General features: G+C 61.5%; 15 protein-coding genes and 1 tRNA gene. 15 read left to right on the top strand and 1 reads right to left on the bottom strand.

Annotated features, from left to right (window positions below; all coding sequences use genetic code 11):
* Positions 1 to 117: 117 nt before the first annotated feature.
* The 8 genes from grpE (at position 118) to GJV18_RS15245 (ending at position 10,334) form a co-directional block, all read left to right on the top strand.
* The gene (grpE, locus tag GJV18_RS15280) at positions 118 to 681 is read left to right on the top strand and encodes a nucleotide exchange factor GrpE (RefSeq protein WP_160347140.1); all 564 of its coding nucleotides are present in this window, start codon (positions 118 to 120) and stop codon (positions 679 to 681) included.
* 98 nt (positions 682 to 779) lie between these two features.
* Positions 780 to 2,696 (top strand): molecular chaperone DnaK, encoded by a 1,917-nt coding sequence (gene dnaK, locus GJV18_RS15275; protein ID WP_160347138.1) that lies wholly within the window; start codon positions 780 to 782, stop codon positions 2,694 to 2,696.
* Between the two features lie 114 nt (positions 2,697 to 2,810).
* Positions 2,811 to 3,938 (top strand): molecular chaperone DnaJ, encoded by a 1,128-nt coding sequence (gene dnaJ / locus GJV18_RS15270; protein WP_160347136.1) that lies wholly within the window; start codon positions 2,811 to 2,813, stop codon positions 3,936 to 3,938.
* An 86-nt stretch (positions 3,939 to 4,024) separates the two neighbouring features.
* Positions 4,025 to 4,828: a 4-hydroxy-tetrahydrodipicolinate reductase gene (gene dapB / locus GJV18_RS15265; RefSeq protein WP_160347135.1), complete on the top strand. Its 804-nt coding sequence runs from the start codon at positions 4,025 to 4,027 to the stop codon at positions 4,826 to 4,828.
* 206 nt (positions 4,829 to 5,034) lie between these two features.
* A complete protein-coding gene (carA, locus tag GJV18_RS15260; RefSeq protein ID WP_160347133.1) occupies positions 5,035 to 6,183 on the top strand; it encodes a glutamine-hydrolyzing carbamoyl-phosphate synthase small subunit in 1,149 nt (382 codons plus the stop codon).
* A 32-nt stretch (positions 6,184 to 6,215) separates the two neighbouring features.
* Positions 6,216 to 9,437 (top strand): carbamoyl-phosphate synthase large subunit, encoded by a 3,222-nt coding sequence (carB, locus tag GJV18_RS15255; RefSeq protein ID WP_160347131.1) that lies wholly within the window; start codon positions 6,216 to 6,218, stop codon positions 9,435 to 9,437.
* Positions 9,434 to 9,910: a transcription elongation factor GreA gene (gene greA, locus GJV18_RS15250; RefSeq protein ID WP_160347129.1), complete on the top strand. Its 477-nt coding sequence runs from the start codon at positions 9,434 to 9,436 to the stop codon at positions 9,908 to 9,910. The genes carB and greA overlap by 4 nt, the downstream gene beginning before the upstream one ends.
* On the top strand, positions 9,882 to 10,334 hold the full coding sequence (locus GJV18_RS15245) for a DUF4149 domain-containing protein (RefSeq protein ID WP_160347127.1): 453 nt from the start codon (positions 9,882 to 9,884) through the stop codon (positions 10,332 to 10,334). Before greA ends, GJV18_RS15245 begins: the two co-directional genes overlap by 29 nt.
* A 23-nt stretch (positions 10,335 to 10,357) precedes the next feature.
* Here GJV18_RS15245 and yhbY read toward each other — a convergent pair whose 3' ends face one another.
* Positions 10,358 to 10,669 carry a ribosome assembly RNA-binding protein YhbY gene (yhbY, locus tag GJV18_RS15240; protein ID WP_160347125.1) on the bottom strand — a complete coding sequence of 104 codons (312 nt, stop codon included), beginning with the start codon at positions 10,667 to 10,669 and terminating at the stop codon, positions 10,358 to 10,360.
* Positions 10,670 to 10,770: 101 nt separating this feature from the next.
* On the opposite strand from yhbY, the gene rlmE reads away from it, so the two are divergent.
* From rlmE to GJV18_RS15205, 7 genes are all read left to right on the top strand, one after another.
* Positions 10,771 to 11,394 carry a 23S rRNA (uridine(2552)-2'-O)-methyltransferase RlmE gene (gene rlmE, locus GJV18_RS15235; RefSeq protein WP_160347123.1) on the top strand — a complete coding sequence of 208 codons (624 nt, stop codon included), beginning with the start codon at positions 10,771 to 10,773 and terminating at the stop codon, positions 11,392 to 11,394.
* Positions 11,395 to 11,586: 192 nt separating this feature from the next.
* A complete protein-coding gene (ftsH, locus tag GJV18_RS15230) occupies positions 11,587 to 13,500 on the top strand; it encodes an ATP-dependent zinc metalloprotease FtsH (RefSeq protein ID WP_160347121.1) in 1,914 nt (637 codons plus the stop codon).
* A gap of 8 nt (positions 13,501 to 13,508) precedes the next feature.
* Positions 13,509 to 14,360 carry a dihydropteroate synthase gene (folP, locus tag GJV18_RS15225; protein WP_160347119.1) on the top strand — a complete coding sequence of 284 codons (852 nt, stop codon included), beginning with the start codon at positions 13,509 to 13,511 and terminating at the stop codon, positions 14,358 to 14,360.
* 20 nt (positions 14,361 to 14,380) lie between these two features.
* On the top strand, positions 14,381 to 15,718 hold the full coding sequence (glmM, locus tag GJV18_RS15220) for a phosphoglucosamine mutase (RefSeq protein ID WP_160347118.1): 1,338 nt from the start codon (positions 14,381 to 14,383) through the stop codon (positions 15,716 to 15,718).
* A gap of 65 nt (positions 15,719 to 15,783) precedes the next feature.
* The gene (gene tpiA / locus GJV18_RS15215) at positions 15,784 to 16,536 is read left to right on the top strand and encodes a triose-phosphate isomerase (protein WP_160347116.1); all 753 of its coding nucleotides are present in this window, start codon (positions 15,784 to 15,786) and stop codon (positions 16,534 to 16,536) included.
* A 4-nt stretch (positions 16,537 to 16,540) separates the two neighbouring features.
* A complete protein-coding gene (gene secG, locus GJV18_RS15210; RefSeq protein WP_160347673.1) occupies positions 16,541 to 16,924 on the top strand; it encodes a preprotein translocase subunit SecG in 384 nt (127 codons plus the stop codon).
* A gap of 23 nt (positions 16,925 to 16,947) precedes the next feature.
* Positions 16,948 to 17,033 (top strand) — tRNA-Leu (locus GJV18_RS15205).
* The last annotated feature ends 257 nt before the right edge of the window (positions 17,034 to 17,290 follow it).

Here is a 17,290-nt window from a genome sequence, read left to right as displayed (position 1 = left end):
CTGCCGGCGCGCTTCAAGCCTCGGACAAATAGCCCTTGAATTCAGTGCAGGTATCCCCAAATAGAGGGCAAGCGCGCAGGCCATGGCTTGCGCTGGCATTTTTTCGAGGAGACCCGCATGGCTGACGAACAGACCCTGGATACGCAGATTCCCGAGGCCCCAGCAGCAGAGGCGGCCAGTGATGACCTGGCTGCCCGCGTGCAAACGCTGGAAGAGCAGCTGGCCGCTGCGCAGGATCAGTCACTGCGCATGGCCGCCGACCTGCAGAACGTGCGCCGCCGCGCCGAGCAAGATGTGGAGAAGGCGCACAAGTTCGCCCTGGAGAAGTTCGCCAACGACCTGTTGCCGGTGGTCGATAGCCTGGAGCGCGGTCTGGAACTGTCCAGCCCGGATGACGAGGCGATCAAGGCCGTGCGCGAAGGCATGGAACTGACCCTCAAGCTGTTCCAGGACACCCTCAAGCGTCATCAGCTGGAAGTGCTCGACCCCCATGGCGCGCCGTTCAACCCCGAGCATCACCAGGCCATGGCCATGCAGGAAAGCACCAACGTCGAGCCGAACTCTGTGCTCAAGGTGTTCCAGAAGGGTTACCTGATCAATGGCCGCCTGCTGCGTCCGGCCATGGTGGTGGTAAGCAAGGCGCCGGCAGAGGTGCCGCCTTCGATTGATGAGCAGGCTTGAAATTTTTCAGCCAGCCCCCATTAAGCAGTCAAGCGTTTTAGTGCTACCGCGACAGGCCTAGGGCGGTCGTGGAATTTTCAAGTTTTGGGAGAGTAAACATGGGCAAAATTATCGGTATCGACCTGGGGACTACCAACTCCTGCGTCTCTATTCTGGAAAACGGTAACGTCAAGGTGATCGAGAACGCCGAAGGCGCGCGTACCACCCCTTCGATCATCGCCTACGCCAATGATGGCGAGATCCTTGTCGGTCAGTCGGCCAAGCGTCAGGCCGTGACCAACCCGCACAACACCCTGTACGCAGTGAAGCGCCTGATCGGCCGTCGCTTCGAAGAAGACGTGGTACAGAAAGACATTCAGATGGTGCCGTACAAGATCGCCAAGGCCGATAACGGTGACGCCTGGGTGGAAGTCAACGGCCAGAAGATGGCGCCGCCGCAGATCAGCGCCGAAGTGCTGAAGAAGATGAAGAAGACCGCCGAGGACTACCTGGGCGAGCCGGTGACCGAAGCGGTGATCACTGTTCCGGCCTACTTCAACGACAGCCAGCGTCAGGCCACCAAGGATGCCGGCCGTATCGCCGGTCTGGACGTCAAGCGCATCATCAATGAGCCGACCGCCGCCGCGCTGGCTTACGGTATGGACAAGGCCAAGGGCGACCACACCGTGATCGTCTATGACCTGGGTGGCGGTACTTTCGACGTGTCGGTGATCGAGATCGCCGAAGTCGATGGCGAGCACCAGTTCGAAGTGCTGGCCACCAACGGTGACACCTTCCTCGGTGGTGAGGACTTCGACATCCGTCTGATCGATTACCTCGTCGACGAGTTCAAGAAAGAAACTGGCATGAACCTCAAGGGCGACCCCCTGGCCATGCAGCGCCTGAAGGAAGCCGCAGAGAAGGCCAAGATCGAGCTGTCCTCCAGCCAGTCGACCGACGTCAACCTGCCGTATATCACTGCCGATGCCAGCGGTCCGAAGCACCTCAACGTGAAGATTTCCCGCGCCAAGCTGGAAGCCCTGGTTGAGGATCTGGTTGCCCGTACCATCGAGCCGTGCCGCATCGCCCTGAAGGACGCCGGTATCGACGTGAGCAAGATCAACGACGTGATCCTGGTCGGTGGTCAGACCCGCATGCCGCTGGTGCAGAAGACCGTGGCCGAGTTCTTCGGCAAGGAAGCGCGCAAGGACGTCAACCCGGACGAAGCCGTGGCCATGGGCGCCGCCATTCAGGGCGCGGTACTGGCCGGCGACGTCAAGGACGTGCTGCTGCTCGACGTCTCCCCGCTGACCCTGGGTATCGAAACCATGGGTGGCGTGATGACCGCGCTGATCGAGAAGAACACCACCATCCCGACCAAGAAGTCCCAGGTGTTCTCCACCGCCGACGACAACCAGAGCGCCGTGACCATTCACGTGCTGCAGGGTGAGCGCAAGCAGGCCAGCGGCAACAAGTCCCTGGGCAAGTTTGACCTGGCCGAGATTCCGCCAGCGCCGCGCGGCGTGCCGCAGATCGAAGTGACCTTCGACATCGACGCCAACGGCATCCTGCATGTGTCCGCCAAGGACAAGGCCACCGGCAAGTCGCAGTCCATCGTGATCAAGGCCAACTCCGGCCTGTCCGAGGAAGAGATCCAGCAGATGGTGCGTGACGCCGAGGCCAACGCCGAGGAAGACCGCAAGTTCGAGGAGCTGGCCGGCGCGCGTAACCAGGGCGATCAGCTGGTGCATGCCACCCGCAAGATGATCACCGAGGCCGGCGACAAGGTCACCGCGGACGAGAAGACCGCCATCGAGGCTGCCCTGAGCGCCCTGGAAGTGGCGATCAAGGGCGACGACAAGGCCGAGATCGAGGCCAAGATGAACGCCCTGTCCGAAGTCACTGCCCCGCTGGCGCAGAAGATGTACGCCGAGCAGCCGCAGCCGGGCGCTGAAGCCCAGGGTGCGGAGCAAGCCAAGGACGCAGCGGACGACGTGGTCGACGCCGAGTTCGAAGAAGTGAAGGACAACAAGTAAGCCAGGCTTGCGCTTCCCTCCCATCGCCTGTCGATGGACGTTGTACGCCACGCGGGAGCCGGTCTCCCGCGTCGGCGTATCTGCAAGAGACGAATTTGAGAGTGCAGCAGAACCATGGCTAAACGTGACTATTACGAAGTGCTCGGGGTCGAGCGCGGCGCCAGCGAAGCGGAGCTGAAAAAGGCCTACCGCCGCCTGGCGATGAAGTACCACCCGGACCGCAACCCGGACGACAAGGCCGCGGAAGAGAAATTCAAGGAGGCCAACGAGGCCTACGAAGTGCTCTCCGATGCCGGCAAGCGCTCGGCTTACGACCAGTACGGGCATGCCGGGGTCGACCCGCAGATGGGCGGCGGCGGTGGTGCCGGCTTCGGTGGGGCGAACTTCTCCGATATCTTCGGTGATGTATTCAGCGACTTCTTCGGCGGTGGCCGTGGCGGCTCCCGTGGCGGCGCGCAGCGTGGCAGTGACCTGCGCTACACGCTGGAACTGGATCTGGAAGAGGCGGTGCGCGGCACCACCGTGACCATCCGCGTGCCGACCCTGGTCAACTGCAAACCCTGCGATGGCACGGGTGCGAAGAAGGGTACCAGTCCGGTCACCTGTACCACCTGTGGCGGTATCGGTCAGGTGCGCATGCAGCAGGGTTTCTTCTCGGTGCAGCAGACCTGTCCGCGCTGTCACGGCACCGGCAAGATGATCACCGACCCCTGTGGCAGCTGCCACGGTCAGGGCCGGGTGGAAGAGAGCAAGACCTTGTCGGTCAAGGTGCCGGCGGGCGTGGATACTGGCGATCGCATCCGTCTGTCTGGCGAGGGCGAGGCCGGCACCCAGGGTGGCCCGGCGGGCGACCTGTATGTGGTGGTCAATGTGCGCGAGCACGCGATCTTCCAGCGGGACGGCAAGCACCTGTACTGCGAGGTGCCGATCAGCTTTGCCGACGCGGCATTGGGCGGCGAGCTGGAAGTGCCGACCCTGGATGGTCGGGTCAAGCTGAAGATCCCCGAGGGTACCCAGACCGGCAAGATGTTCCGTCTGCGCGGCAAGGGCGTGGCCCCGGTGCGCGGCGGTGGTGCGGGCGACCTGATGTGTCGGGTGGCGGTGGAAACCCCGGTCAACCTGAGCAAGCGCCAGCGCGAACTGCTGGATGAGTTCCGCAAGTCCCTGGAAGGCGACGACTCCCACTCGCCCAAGGCCAATGGCTGGTTCGAGGGCGTCAAGCGCTTCTTCGGCGACGTTTAAATTGAGCGTCAAGCCGCAAGCTTCAAGCCGCAAGAGGATGTTGCGCTTGGCTTGCAGCTTGAGGCGTGCAGCTTGGAGCTGATGCTATGCAACGTATCGCAGTAATGGGCGCCGCCGGGCGCATGGGCAAGACCCTGATCGAGGCCGTAAGTCAGGCCGAGGGCGCGCAACTGAGCGCCGCCATCGACCGGGCCGACAGCAGCCTGATCGGCGCCGATGCCGGTGAGCTGGTCGGTCTGGGCAAGATTGGCGTGACCCTGGTGGGCGATCTGGCTGCAGTGGTCGATGATTTCGACGTGCTGATCGATTTCACTCATCCCTCGGTGACCCTGAAGAACCTGGAGGTCTGCCGCGCCGCCGGCAAGTCCATGGTGATCGGCACCACCGGTTTCAGTCCCGAGGAGAAGCAGCTGCTCAGTGATGCCGGCAAGCAGATCCCCATCGTCTTTGCCGCCAACTTCAGTGTCGGCGTCAATCTCTGCCTCAAGCTGCTGGATACCGCCGCCCGGGTGCTGGGCGATGAGGTGGATATCGAGATCATCGAGGCCCATCACCGGCATAAGGTCGATGCGCCGTCCGGCACCGCCCTGCGCATGGGTGAGGTAGTGGCCGATGCCCTGGGCCGTGATCTGCAGAAAGTGGCGGTGTACGGCCGCGAGGGTCAGACCGGCGCCCGCGCCCGGGAAACCATCGGCTTTGCCACCGTGCGCGCCGGTGATGTGGTCGGTGATCACACCGTGCTGTTCGCCGCCGACGGCGAGCGGGTGGAAATCACCCATAAGGCCTCCAGTCGCATGACCTTTGCCAAGGGCGCGGTGCGTTCGGCGCTGTGGCTGCAAAAGCGCCAGCCAGGGCTGTATGACATGCAGGATGTGCTGGAGCTGCGCTGAGGCAGGATGTCGCATGGCGGTGGATTTATGTCTCACGGCCATCTTGCGGTGGACCGAAAAGGCATTTTTCTGTAAGCTTCCCGCTTTAGTGTGTCCACTAAAGTTGCGCAGAATGAATCAGATAAAAAAGCGGGATGACCTTCACACGTCATCCCGCTTTTTTACAATCTGCGTGTGCTCCAACGCGTTGATCGACGGAGGTCTTCTTGAGTAAGCCAGCCCTAAAACCTGCCATCCTGGCCCTTGCTGATGGCAGCATCTTCCGCGGCGAATCCATCGGTGCCGATGGCCAGACCATCGGAGAGGTGGTGTTCAACACCGCCATGACCGGCTACCAGGAAATCCTCACCGATCCTTCCTATGCCCAGCAGATCGTGACCCTGACCTACCCGCATATCGGCAACACCGGCACCACGCCGGAAGATGCCGAGTCCAATCGCGTGTGGGCGGCCGGCCTGATTATCCGTGACCTGCCGCTGATCGCCAGCAACTGGCGCAGCACCCAGCCGCTGGATGAGTACCTGAAGGAAAACGGCACCGTCGCCATCGCCGGTATCGATACCCGTCGCCTGACCCGCATCCTGCGCGAGAAGGGTTCGCAGAACGGCTGCATTCTGGTCGGTGACGACGCCACCGAAGAAAAGGCCCTGGAACTGGCGCGCAGCTTCCCCGGCCTCAAGGGCATGGACCTGGCCAAGGTGGTCAGCTGCAGCGAGCGCTATGAGTGGCGCTCAAGCGTGTGGCAGCTGAAAAGCGACAGCCACCCGGAAATTGCCGCGGCCAACCTGCCTCATCACGTGGTGGCCTACGACTTCGGTGTAAAGCTGAATATCCTGCGCATGCTGGTCGAGCGCGGCTGCCGCGTCACCGTGGTGCCGGCGCAGACCCCGGCCAGTGATGTGCTGGCCCTCAACCCGGACGGCGTGTTCCTCTCCAACGGCCCGGGCGACCCCGAGCCTTGCGACTACGCCATTGCCGCCATCAAGCAGGCGTTGGAAACCGAGATCCCGGTATTCGGCATCTGTCTGGGCCATCAGCTGCTGGCCCTGGCCTCCGGCGCCAAGACCCTGAAAATGGGCCATGGCCATCACGGGGCCAACCACCCGGTGCAGGACCTGAAAACCGGCGTGGTGATGATCACCAGCCAGAACCACGGTTTTGCCGTGGACGAGGCCAGCCTGCCGGGCAACCTGCGCGCCACCCACAAGTCGCTGTTCGACGGCACCCTGCAGGGTATCGAGCGTACCGACAAGGAAGCCTTCAGCTTCCAGGGGCACCCCGAAGCGAGCCCAGGCCCCCACGATGTGGCGCCGCTGTTCGATCGCTTTATCGCCGCCATGGCTGCCCGTCGCTGATCCGCTGAGTCCAGGAATTCGAGAGTTACCCCATGCCAAAACGTACAGATATCAAAAGCATCCTGATCCTCGGCGCCGGCCCCATCGTTATTGGTCAGGCCTGCGAGTTCGACTATTCCGGCGCCCAGGCGTGTAAAGCGCTGAAAGAGGAGGGCTACCGGGTCATCCTGGTCAACTCCAACCCGGCCACCATCATGACCGACCCGGCCATGGCCGACGCCACCTATATCGAGCCGATCAAGTGGGCCACCGTGGCCAAGATCATCGAGAAGGAGCGCCCCGACGCCCTGCTGCCGACCATGGGTGGCCAGACCGCGCTGAACTGCGCCCTGGACCTGGAAAAGCACGGCGTGCTGGAAAAGTTCGGCGTGGAAATGATCGGTGCCAACGCCGACACCATCGACAAGGCCGAAGACCGCTCGCGCTTCGACAAGGCGATGAAGGACATCGGCCTGGCCTGCCCGGTATCGGGTATCGCCCATAACATGGAAGAAGCCTACGGCGTGCTGGAGAAGGTCGGCTTCCCCTGCATCATCCGCCCGTCCTTCACCATGGGCGGCACCGGCGGCGGCATCGCCTACAACCGTGAAGAGTTCGAGGAAATCTGCGCCCGTGGTCTGGACCTGTCGCCGACCAGCGAGCTGCTGATCGACGAATCCCTGATCGGCTGGAAGGAATACGAGATGGAGGTGGTCCGCGACAAGAAGGACAACTGCATCATCGTCTGCTCCATCGAGAACTTCGACCCCATGGGCGTGCACACCGGCGACTCGATCACCGTGGCGCCGGCGCAGACCCTGACCGACAAGGAATACCAGATCCTGCGTAACGCATCGCTGGCGGTGCTGCGCGAAATCGGCGTGGAAACCGGCGGCTCCAACGTGCAGTTCGGCATCTGCCCGAACACCGGGCGTATGGTGGTGATCGAGATGAACCCGCGGGTGTCGCGTTCCTCGGCACTGGCCTCCAAGGCCACCGGCTTCCCGATTGCCAAGATCGCCGCCAAGCTGGCCGTGGGTTACACCCTGGATGAGCTCTCCAACGATATCACTGGCGGTCGCACCCCGGCGTCGTTCGAGCCGGCCATCGACTACGTGGTGACCAAGGTTCCGCGTTTCGCCTTCGAGAAATTCCCCAACGCCGATGCCCGTCTGACCACCCAGATGAAATCCGTGGGTGAGGTCATGGCCATCGGTCGCACCTTCCAGGAGTCCATGCAGAAAGCCCTGCGCGGCCTGGAAGTGGGCGTCGCCGGCTTCGATCCCAAGCTCGACCTGAACGACCCGGAAGCCGAGAGCATCCTGCGCCGCGAGCTGACCGTGCCCAGCGCCGAGCGCGTGTGGTACGTGGCCGATGCCTTCCGCGCCGGCAAGACGGTCGCCGAAGTCTTCGATCTGACCCGCATCGACGAGTGGTTCCTGGTGCAGATCGAAGACCTGATCAAGGACGAGGAGCGGGTCAAGACCCTCGGCCTGTCCAGCATCGACCGTGATCTGATGTTCAAGCTCAAGCGCAAGGGCTTCTCCGATGCGCGCCTGGCCAAGCTGCTCGGCGTTTCCGAGAAGAGCCTGCGTGCCCACCGCCACAAGCTCAAGGTGCTGCCGGTGTACAAGCGCGTGGACACCTGCGCCGCCGAATTCGCCACCGACACCGCCTACATGTACTCGACCTATGAGGAAGAGTGCGAAGCCAACCCGAGTGGCCGCGACAAGATCATGATCCTCGGCGGCGGCCCCAACCGTATCGGTCAGGGCATCGAGTTCGACTACTGCTGCGTGCACGCGGCGCTGGCCATGCGTGAAGACGGCTACGAGACCATCATGGTCAACTGCAACCCGGAAACCGTCTCCACCGACTACGACACCTCTGACCGTCTGTACTTCGAGCCGGTGACCCTGGAAGACGTGCTGGAAATCGTCCGCGTCGAACAGCCCAAGGGTGTGATCGTGCAGTACGGCGGCCAGACTCCGCTGAAGATCTGCCGCGCCCTGGAAGAAGCGGGCGTACCGATCATCGGCACCAGCCCCGAGGCCATCGACCGCGCCGAAGACCGTGAGCGCTTCCAGCAGATGGTCCAGCGCCTGGGCTTGCGTCAGCCGGCCAACGCCACCGCGCGCAGCGAAGATGAGGCCCTGGCCCTGTCCAAGAGCATCGGTTATCCGATGGTGGTGCGTCCGTCCTATGTACTGGGCGGCCGGGCGATGGAAATCGTCTACCAGGAAGAAGAACTCAAGCGCTATATGCGCGAGGCCGTAAAAGTCTCCAACGACAGCCCGGTGCTGCTGGATCGCTTCCTCAACTGCGCCATCGAGGTGGACGTGGATGCGGTGTGCGACGGCGAGACCGTGGTGATCGGCGCGATCATGCAGCATATTGAACAGGCCGGCGTGCACTCCGGTGACTCCGCCTGCTCGCTGCCGCCGTACTCGCTGCCGATGCACATCCAGGATGAGATCCGCGAGCAGGTCAAGAAAATGGCCCTGGAACTCGGCGTGGTTGGCCTGATGAACGTGCAGATGGCCGTGCAGGGCGAGGATATCTTCGTCATCGAAGTCAACCCGCGCGCCTCGCGCACCGTGCCGTTTGTCTCCAAGTGCGTGGGCGAGTCCCTGGCCAAGGTGGCGGCCCGGGTCATGGCCGGCAAGACCCTGGCCGAGGCCGGCTACAGCAAGGAAATCATCCCGCCCTTCTTCAGTGTCAAGGAGGCGGTGTTCCCCTTCGCCAAGTTCCCCGGCGTCGACCCGATTCTCGGCCCGGAGATGAAGTCCACCGGTGAAGTGATGGGCGTTGGCGACAGCTTCGGCGAAGCCTTTGCCAAGGCCCAGATGGGTGCCAGCGAGATTCTGCCGAACTCCGGTTGCGCCTTTATCAGTGTGCGCGAGGACGACAAGGCCGAGGCCGTGCAGGTGGCTCGTGATCTGGTGGCCCTGGGCTTCGAAGTAGTGGCTACCGCCGGTACTGCCAAGGTGATCGAGGCCGCTGGTCTGCCGGTACGCCGGGTGAACAAGGTGACCGAAGGTCGTCCGCATGTGGTCGATATGATCAAGAACGACGAAGTCACCCTGATCATCAACACCACTGAGGGGCGTCAGTCCATCGCCGACTCCTACTCCATTCGTCGTAACGCTCTGCAGCACAAGATCTACTGCACCACCACCATCGCGGCGGGGCAGGCGGTCTGTGAGGCGCTCAAGTTCGGTCCCGAGAAGACCGTGCGCCGGCTGCAGGATCTGCATGCAGGAATCAAGGCATGAATAAATACCCCATGACCGTCCAGGGCGCGCGCGCCCTGGAAGAGGAGCTGGCTCATCTGACCAAGGTGCTGCGTCCGCAGCTCAGTCAGGCCATCGGTGAGGCCCGCGAGCTGGGTGACCTCAAGGAAAACGCCGAATACCACGCCGCCCGCGAACAGCAGGGTATGGTCGAGGCGCGTATCCGCGATATCGAAGGCCGTCTGCAGAATGCAGTGGTGATCGATGTCACCACCATCGAGCACACCGGCAAGGTGATCTTCGGCACCACGGTGGAAATTGCCAACTGTGAAACCGATGAAAGCGTGACCTATCAGATCGTTGGCGAGGATGAGGCCGATATCAAACTCGGCAAGATTTCCGTCGGCTCGCCTATCGCCCGTGCCCTGATCGGCAAGAGCGAAGGTGATGTGGTGACGGTACAGACCCCCAGCGGCGTGATCGAGTATGAGATCGTCGAGGTCCGTCATCTCTAAACCGAGCGCCCTCGACGCGGGCAGCATCAGCTGGCTGCTGGCCCAGACCTTCTGGGTCGGCGGCATGGCGGTGCTGCAGTTTCTCCTTCTGCCGGCTGTTGGCAAGCTGGGACTGGCGCCGCTGTTGATGGAAGAGATCATGGCGCGCCTGAACCCGTTGATGGTGGGGTTGGCGGCAGTCTGTGCCGGTTTGCAGGTTGTGGTGCTGGTACGGGCGCAGCAGTGGGCGGCTCTGTGGCGAGATATGCGCGGGCAATTGCTGCTGACCGTACTGCTGATGGCGGCCAGTTACCTGCTGGTGACGCAGTGGGCCGGTGATGCGCAGCGCTGGCTGCGTTTCAGCTATCTGGTGATGCTGTTTTGTGGCCTGCTGTTGATTCTGCAGCCCCTGCCCAGGGCTGTAACGGCCAAGCCCCAAGTCTGATAAACCGGGGCCGGGCGTGCAGATCAAGCCTGGAAACGGTGGATATTGGACAGATTCTTGTTCGGCTTGGGGTTCTTGCGATAGATCAGCGCCATCTTGCCGATCACCTGGGCCAGCTCGGCGTTGCCGGCCTTGCACAGTTCGTTGATCACCTGCAGGCGGTCTTCGCGTTCGGTGATGCGCAGCTGCACCTTGATCAGTTCGTGATCGTTCAGGGCGCGCTCAAGCTCAGCCAGAACGCCTTCAGTCAAACCATTGTCGGCCACGATCAATACGGGTTTCAGGTGGTGGCCGATAGATTTGAATTGTTTCTTCTGCTCTTGAGTGAGCGGCATAATCAGGTTCCTGCATTTAATCTGGAAAAACGGCGGCTAGTTTACCCGAGCGCCCGCTAACCCGCCCAGATATTCATGCTCAGCACAGTTAGAGGTATCGCGTGGCCCGTTCCAAGACCAGTCAAGGTTGGCTGAAAGAACATTTCAACGACCCCTACGTGAAGATGGCGCAGAAGGATGGCTATCGCTCGCGCGCCAGCTACAAACTGCTGGAAATCCAGGAAAAGGATCGCATCCTGCGTCCGGGCATGACCGTGGTCGACCTGGGCGCCGCGCCGGGGGGCTGGTCCCAGGTCACCAGTCGGGTGATCGGTGACAAGGGCACCCTGATCGCGTCAGATATCCTGGAAATGGACAGCATTCCCGACGTCACCTTTATTCAGGGCGACTTTACCGAGGATGCGGTGTTCGCCCGGATCCTGGAGGCCATTGGTGACAGCGCGGTTGACCTTGTTATTTCCGATATGGCCCCCAATATGAGTGGAGTCAGGGCAGCCGATCAGCCGCGGGCCATGTACCTGTGCGAGCTGGCGCTGGATCTGGCCGGTCGGGTACTGCGCCCCGGTGGCGATTTTCTGATCAAGATTTTCCAGGGCGAAGGTTTCGATGCGTACCACAAGCAGGTGCGCGAGATGTTCGACAAGGTGCAGATGCGCAAGCCCTTGTCATCCCGTGACCGCTCCCGCGAGCAGTATTTGCTGGCACGGGGTTATCGCGGCGAATAGAACGGGGAACGCGCGCGGCGAATAGGCATCTGATATTCGAGTAGGTTGCACGCGGCCAAGGGCAAATAAAGGGTTACAGACGGCGCCTGCCAGTAGCGGGCGTTTGGTGTAAGTTAGAGTGGTACATAATGGGTCGTCAGGCGAGCACGCTTCGACATGGGGCCTGCTGCAGAGGGTAGCTAATTGAACGACATGGCAAAGAATCTGATCCTGTGGTTGATCATCGCCGCTGTCCTTGTGACGGTGATGAACAACTTCTCCACTCCGAATGAGTCGAGCAAGCTCAACTATTCGGAGTTTATCCAGCAGGTGCAGGACGGACAGGTGCAGCGTGTCACCGTCGATGGTTTCATCATCAGTGGCGTGCGCGGCGATGGCACATCCTTCGAAACCGTGCGTCCGGCCATTCAGGACAACGGCCTGATCAAGGACCTGATGGACAACAACGTGCAGATCGTCGGCAAGCAGCCGGAGCAGCAGAGCATCTGGACTCAGCTGCTGGTGGCCAGCTTCCCGATCCTGGTGATCATCGCGGTCTTCATGTTCTTTATGCGCCAGATGCAGGGCGGTGGCGGCGGCAAGGGCGGGCCGATGAGCTTTGGCAAGTCCAAGGCGCGCCTGCTGTCTGAAGATCAGGTCAAGACCACCTTTGCCGACGTCGCCGGTTGCGACGAGGCCAAGGAAGAAGTCAGCGAGCTGGTGGAGTTCCTGCGCGACCCGGGCAAGTTCCAGCGTCTGGGTGGGCGTATTCCCCGTGGCGTGCTGATGGTGGGTTCGCCTGGTACCGGTAAGACTCTGCTGGCCAAGGCCGTAGCGGGTGAGGCCAAGGTACCGTTCTTCACCATCTCCGGCTCCGACTTCGTCGAGATGTTCGTGGGTGTGGGCGCCAGCCGTGTGCGTGACATGTTCGACCAGGCCAAGAAACACGCGCCCTGCATCATCTTTATCGACGAGATCGACGCTGTCGGTCGCCACCGTGGCGCCGGCATGGGCGGCGGTCACGACGAGCGCGAGCAGACCCTCAACCAGTTGCTGGTGGAGATGGACGGCTTTGAGATGAACGACGGCATCATCGTGATTGCCGCCACCAACCGTCCTGACGTACTCGACCCGGCGCTGCTGCGCCCTGGTCGCTTCGACCGCCAGGTGGTGGTCGGCCTGCCTGATATCCGTGGTCGCGAGCAGATTCTCAGGGTGCATATGCGCAAGGTACCGATGAGCGATGACGTCGAGCCGGCAGTGATTGCCCGCGGTACGCCCGGCTTCTCCGGTGCCGACCTGGCCAACCTGGTCAACGAGGCCTCGTTGTTTGCCGCCCGTGCCGGCAAGCGCCTGGTGGAAATGAAGGAGTTCGAGCTGGCCAAGGACAAGATCATGATGGGCGCCGAGCGCAAGACCATGGTCATGTCCGACAAGGAAAAGCTCAACACGGCTTACCATGAAGCCGGGCACGCCATCGTCGGTCGTCTGGTGCCCGAGCATGACCCGGTCTACAAGGTGTCGATCATTCCCCGTGGTCGCGCCCTGGGCGTGACCATGTTCCTGCCGGAAGAAGATCGCTACAGCCTGAGCAAGCGCGCCTTGATCAGCCAGATCTGCTCGCTGTTCGGTGGTCGTATCGCCGAGGAAATGACCTTGGGCTTCGATGGCGTCACCACCGGTGCCTCCAACGACATCATGCGCGCCACCCAGCTGGCCAAGAACATGGTGACCAAGTGGGGCCTGTCGGAAAGGCTTGGTCCGATGATGTATGCCGAGGAAGAGGGTGAGGTATTCCTTGGGCGTAGCATGGGTAGCCAGCAAAGCAATGTATCTGCCGACACCGCCAAGGTAATCGACGAGGAAATTCGCAGCATCATCGATGGCTGTTACAGTACCGCCAAGCGTCTGCTGGAAGAGAATCGTGACAAGCTCGATGCCATGGCTGAAGCCTTGATGAAGTACGAAACCATCGATGCCTCGCAGATCGACGACATTATGAATGGCGTCACTCCACGCGAGCCGCGGGACTGGTCGGGTGGCAACGATGGCGGCACGCCGGTTGCGGCGCTTGAGCCCGAAGTCAATGCCGATAAGCCTATTGGTGGTCCTGCCGCCGAGCACTAAGGTTCGTAATGTCTGCCGTTCCTACCTTTGGCCGGCTGCCTTGTGGCAGCCGGCTTCTTGATTTAAGTCGCCCGCAGGTTATGGGCATTCTCAATGTCACGCCTGACTCCTTCTCCGATGGTGGTCGCTTTACTGCGCGCGATGCGGCACTCAGGCATGCCGAAGGCATGCTCAAGGCAGGGGCGACCCTGATCGATGTCGGCGGCGAGTCGACCCGGCCCGGTGCACGGGCGGTTTCTCCGGTCGAAGAGCTGGAGCGGGTCGCGTCCATCGTCGAGGCGATTGCTGCCGAGCTGGATGTGATCATCTCGGTGGATACTTCGACTCCGGCGGTGATGCGTGAAACGGCTCGCCTCGGTGCCGGGCTGATCAATGACGTGCGCTCCCTCGGTCGCGACGGCGCTCTGGATGCCGCGGCCGATACCGGTTTGCCGGTATGCCTGATGCATATGCGCGGCGAGCCGGGCACCATGCAGGACAGTCCGTACTATCCCGACATCGTCGCGGAGGTGCGTGACTTTCTCGTCGAACGCATGGCAGCCTGCGCCGCTGCCGGTATTGCTGCCGACCGTCTGATTCTCGATCCGGGTTTTGGCTTTGCCAAAACCCTGGAGCACAATCTCAGCCTGTTCAAGCATCTGGATGCCTTGCATGGGCTTGGGCGCCCCTTGTTGGTCGGCGTCTCGCGCAAGAGCATGATTGGCAAGGTGCTGGGTCATGAGGTGGGTGGGCGTTTATATGGCAGCCTGGCCCTGGCGGCCCTGGCCATCAACAAGGGCACACATATTCTGCGGGTGCATGACGTGGCCGAAACGGTCGATGTGGTGCGCATGCTGGCTGCCGTTGCGGCAGCCGATTAAGTCATCAAGGATTCTGGATCATGGCAAGAAAGTATTTTGGTACCGATGGTATCCGTGGCCGCGTCGGCGAGTTTCCGATCACCCCGGACTTTATGCTCAAGCTGGGTTGGGCTGCGGGTGTGGCCTTTCGTAAGCAGGGCAAGTGCCGCATCCTGATCGGCAAGGACACGCGCATCTCCGGTTATATGTTCGAATCGGCCCTGGAGGCCGGCTTGGCTGCGGCAGGTGCGGATGTGCAGTTGCTCGGGCCGATGCCAACCCCGGCCATTGCCTACCTGACTCGTACCTTCCAGGCGGATGCCGGGATCGTCATCAGCGCTTCGCACAACCCCTTTGAAGACAACGGCATCAAGTTCTTCTCGGCCCAGGGCACCAAGTTGCCGGATGAGATTGAGCTGATGATCGAGGAGTTGCTCGATCAGCCCATGACCGTGGTGGAGTCGGCCAAGATCGGCAAGGCCTCGCGTATCAATGATGCCAGCGGCCGTTATATCGAGTTCTGCAAGAGCAGCGTGCCGACCAGTACCAGTTTTTCCGGTTTGAAAATCGTCATCGATTGCGCCCACGGCGCGGCCTACAAGGTGGCTCCCAGTGTGTTCCGCGAATTGGGTGCCGAGGTGCACGTGCTGTCGGCTCAGCCCGATGGGCTGAATATCAACCATGGCTGCGGCTCCACCCATATGGAAAACCTGCAGGCCGAAGTGGTGGCGCGCCATGCCGATCTGGGTATTGCCTTCGATGGTGATGCCGATCGGGTGCTGATGGTTGATCACACCGGCACCCTGGTCGATGGTGACGAGCTGCTGTTTATCATCGCCCGTGACCTGCACGAACGTGGCAAGTTGCAAGGCGGCGTGGTTGGCACCCTGATGAGCAATCTCGGCCTGGAACTGGCCCTGGCCGATCTGGGCATTCCCTTTGTGCGGGCCAAGGTGGGTGATCGTTATGTGATCGCCGAGCTGCTGGCACGTGACTGGCAGTTGGGTGGTGAGGGTTCCGGGCATCTGGTGTGTTTCCAGCACACCACCACCGGGGATGCGATCATCGCGGCGCTGCAGGTGCTGATGGCGCTCAAGCGTCGCGAGCAAACCCTGGGTGAGGCGCGTCAGGGGATGCAGAAGTGCCCGCAAGTCCTGGTCAATGTGCGCTTCTCCGGCGGTGTCGACCCACTGGAGCATGCGGCGGTGCAGGCGGCCAGTGCACGGGTGACCGAGCAGATGGCTGGGCGTGGCCGCGTACTGCTGCGTAAATCCGGCACAGAGCCGCTGGTGCGGGTCATGGTTGAAGGTGATGATGAGGGTCAGGTGCGCGGCTATGCCGATGAATTGGCTAAGGTTGTCGCCGAAGTTTGTGCCTGATTTGGCTTGCGAGTCAGGGCGTCGTTGAGTAACATCTGCGCCCTCTTTGACCGACGAGGTAAAGCATGCGTCGCCCAATGGTTGCTGGTAACTGGAAAATGCACGGTACCTGCGCCAGCGTCGCTGAGCTGATCGGCGGTCTCAAGCAGCAGTCGCTGCCGGCAGATGTGGATGTGGCGGTTTTTCCCTCCGCTCTGCACCTGGCCCAGGCTGTTTCAGGTTTTGCAGGTGCTGTTGCGGTGGGTGCGCAGAATTGCGCCTACGAGCCGCAGCAGGGCGCCCTGACCGGAGAAGTGGCGGCGATCCAGTTGCTGGATGCGGGCTGTTCACTGGTGCTGGTTGGGCATTCCGAGCGGCGTCTGCTGCTTGGTGAGTCGGATGAACTGGTGGTGCGCAAGTTTGCTGCCGCTCAGTCGGTCGGCCTGACGCCTGTGCTGTGCGTAGGTGAGACCTTGGCTCAGCGCGAGGCGGGGGAGACCCTGGCAGTGGTTGCCGAACAGGTCGCAGCAGTGATCGAGGCCTTGGGTGTCAAGGTTTTTGCTAATGCCTTGGTGGCCTACGAGCCGGTCTGGGCTATTGGTACAGGGCTGACGGCTTCGCCGGAGCAGGCGCAGCAAGTGCACGAGGCTATTCGTGCGCAGTTTGCCCGGCTGGATGCCAGTCTGGCAGGCGAGTTGAGAATTCTTTATGGTGGCAGTGTCAAGGCCGCCAGTGCAGCCGAGTTGTTCGGTATGCCGGATATCGATGGGGGGCTTGTGGGTGGAGCCTCTCTGAATGCAGATGATTTCGGGGCGATCTGTCGCGCCGCAGGAAGCTAAAGAAATGCTGGAAACAGTTATTGTTGTTTTGCATCTGCTGGGCGCCATTGGTGTCGTAGTACTGGTTTTGCTGCAGCAGGGCAAAGGTGCCGATGCAGGCGCGTCTTTTGGTTCGGGGGCTTCTGCTACTGTCTTCGGCAGTCAAGGAAGTACTACCTTTCTGAGTCGCGTTACTGCTATACTCGCCACCGGTTTTTTCTTGACCAGCCTGGGTTTAGCGTTCTTTGCTAAAGAAAAGGCTGATGGTTTGGCTCAGGTTGGTTTGCCTGATCCAGCGGTCTTGGAAGTTCAGCAGGCCAAGCCGGCTGTTGAAGATGTACCGGTTCTGGAGGCCGCTGCGCCGGCTGCTGAAGCAGTCGATGTACCTCAGGTTCCAGAGCAGCAATAAAGCGGTAAGTTGCAAACGATTTTGCCGAGGTGGTGGAATTGGTAGACACGCTACCTTGAGGTGGTAGTGGCCATAGGCTGTAGGGGTTCGAGTCCCCTCCTCGGTACCAATTTTCAAGCAAGCCCGCTTTATGCGGGCTTGTTTGTTTCTGGAGTGTCGGTTGACCCTTGAGTGGGTTCGGCCGTATACTTCGGCCCCAGCTTTGATGTGGGAAGAGCAGTCAGGTCTCTCCTCGGATGATGAATCCGAAGATGGTTGGTAGAGCTACCAACCCCGCATTAAGCAGTCGCGGAGCCCCTTTTCAGGGGCTTTTTGCTAGCTGGGAGTCAGCTTTGCCGGCCTTTAGAGGGCGGTTTGATGATGGGC

The sequence above is a fragment of the Pseudomonas xionganensis genome (assembly GCF_009763245.1).
Classification (GTDB): domain Bacteria; phylum Pseudomonadota; class Gammaproteobacteria; order Pseudomonadales; family Pseudomonadaceae; genus Aquipseudomonas; species Aquipseudomonas xionganensis.
This window is presented reverse-complemented; position numbering and strand designations above follow the sequence as displayed.

Coding starts and splice junctions, on each gene's coding strand:
- grpE (WP_160347140.1), top strand. CDS start 118: ATGGCTGACGAACAGACCCTGGATACGCAGATTCCCGAGGCCCCAGCA.
- dnaK (WP_160347138.1), top strand. CDS start 780: ATGGGCAAAATTATCGGTATCGACCTGGGGACTACCAACTCCTGCGTC.
- dnaJ (WP_160347136.1), top strand. CDS start 2,811: ATGGCTAAACGTGACTATTACGAAGTGCTCGGGGTCGAGCGCGGCGCC.
- dapB (WP_160347135.1), top strand. CDS start 4,025: ATGCAACGTATCGCAGTAATGGGCGCCGCCGGGCGCATGGGCAAGACC.
- carB (WP_160347131.1), top strand. CDS start 6,216: ATGCCAAAACGTACAGATATCAAAAGCATCCTGATCCTCGGCGCCGGC.
- greA (WP_160347129.1), top strand. CDS start 9,434: ATGAATAAATACCCCATGACCGTCCAGGGCGCGCGCGCCCTGGAAGAG.
- GJV18_RS15245 (WP_160347127.1), top strand. CDS start 9,882: ATGAGATCGTCGAGGTCCGTCATCTCTAAACCGAGCGCCCTCGACGCG.
- yhbY (WP_160347125.1), bottom strand. CDS start 10,669: ATGCCGCTCACTCAAGAGCAGAAGAAACAATTCAAATCTATCGGCCAC.
- ftsH (WP_160347121.1), top strand. CDS start 11,587: ATGGCAAAGAATCTGATCCTGTGGTTGATCATCGCCGCTGTCCTTGTG.
- folP (WP_160347119.1), top strand. CDS start 13,509: ATGTCTGCCGTTCCTACCTTTGGCCGGCTGCCTTGTGGCAGCCGGCTT.
- glmM (WP_160347118.1), top strand. CDS start 14,381: ATGGCAAGAAAGTATTTTGGTACCGATGGTATCCGTGGCCGCGTCGGC.
- tpiA (WP_160347116.1), top strand. CDS start 15,784: ATGCGTCGCCCAATGGTTGCTGGTAACTGGAAAATGCACGGTACCTGC.
- secG (WP_160347673.1), top strand. CDS start 16,541: ATGCTGGAAACAGTTATTGTTGTTTTGCATCTGCTGGGCGCCATTGGT.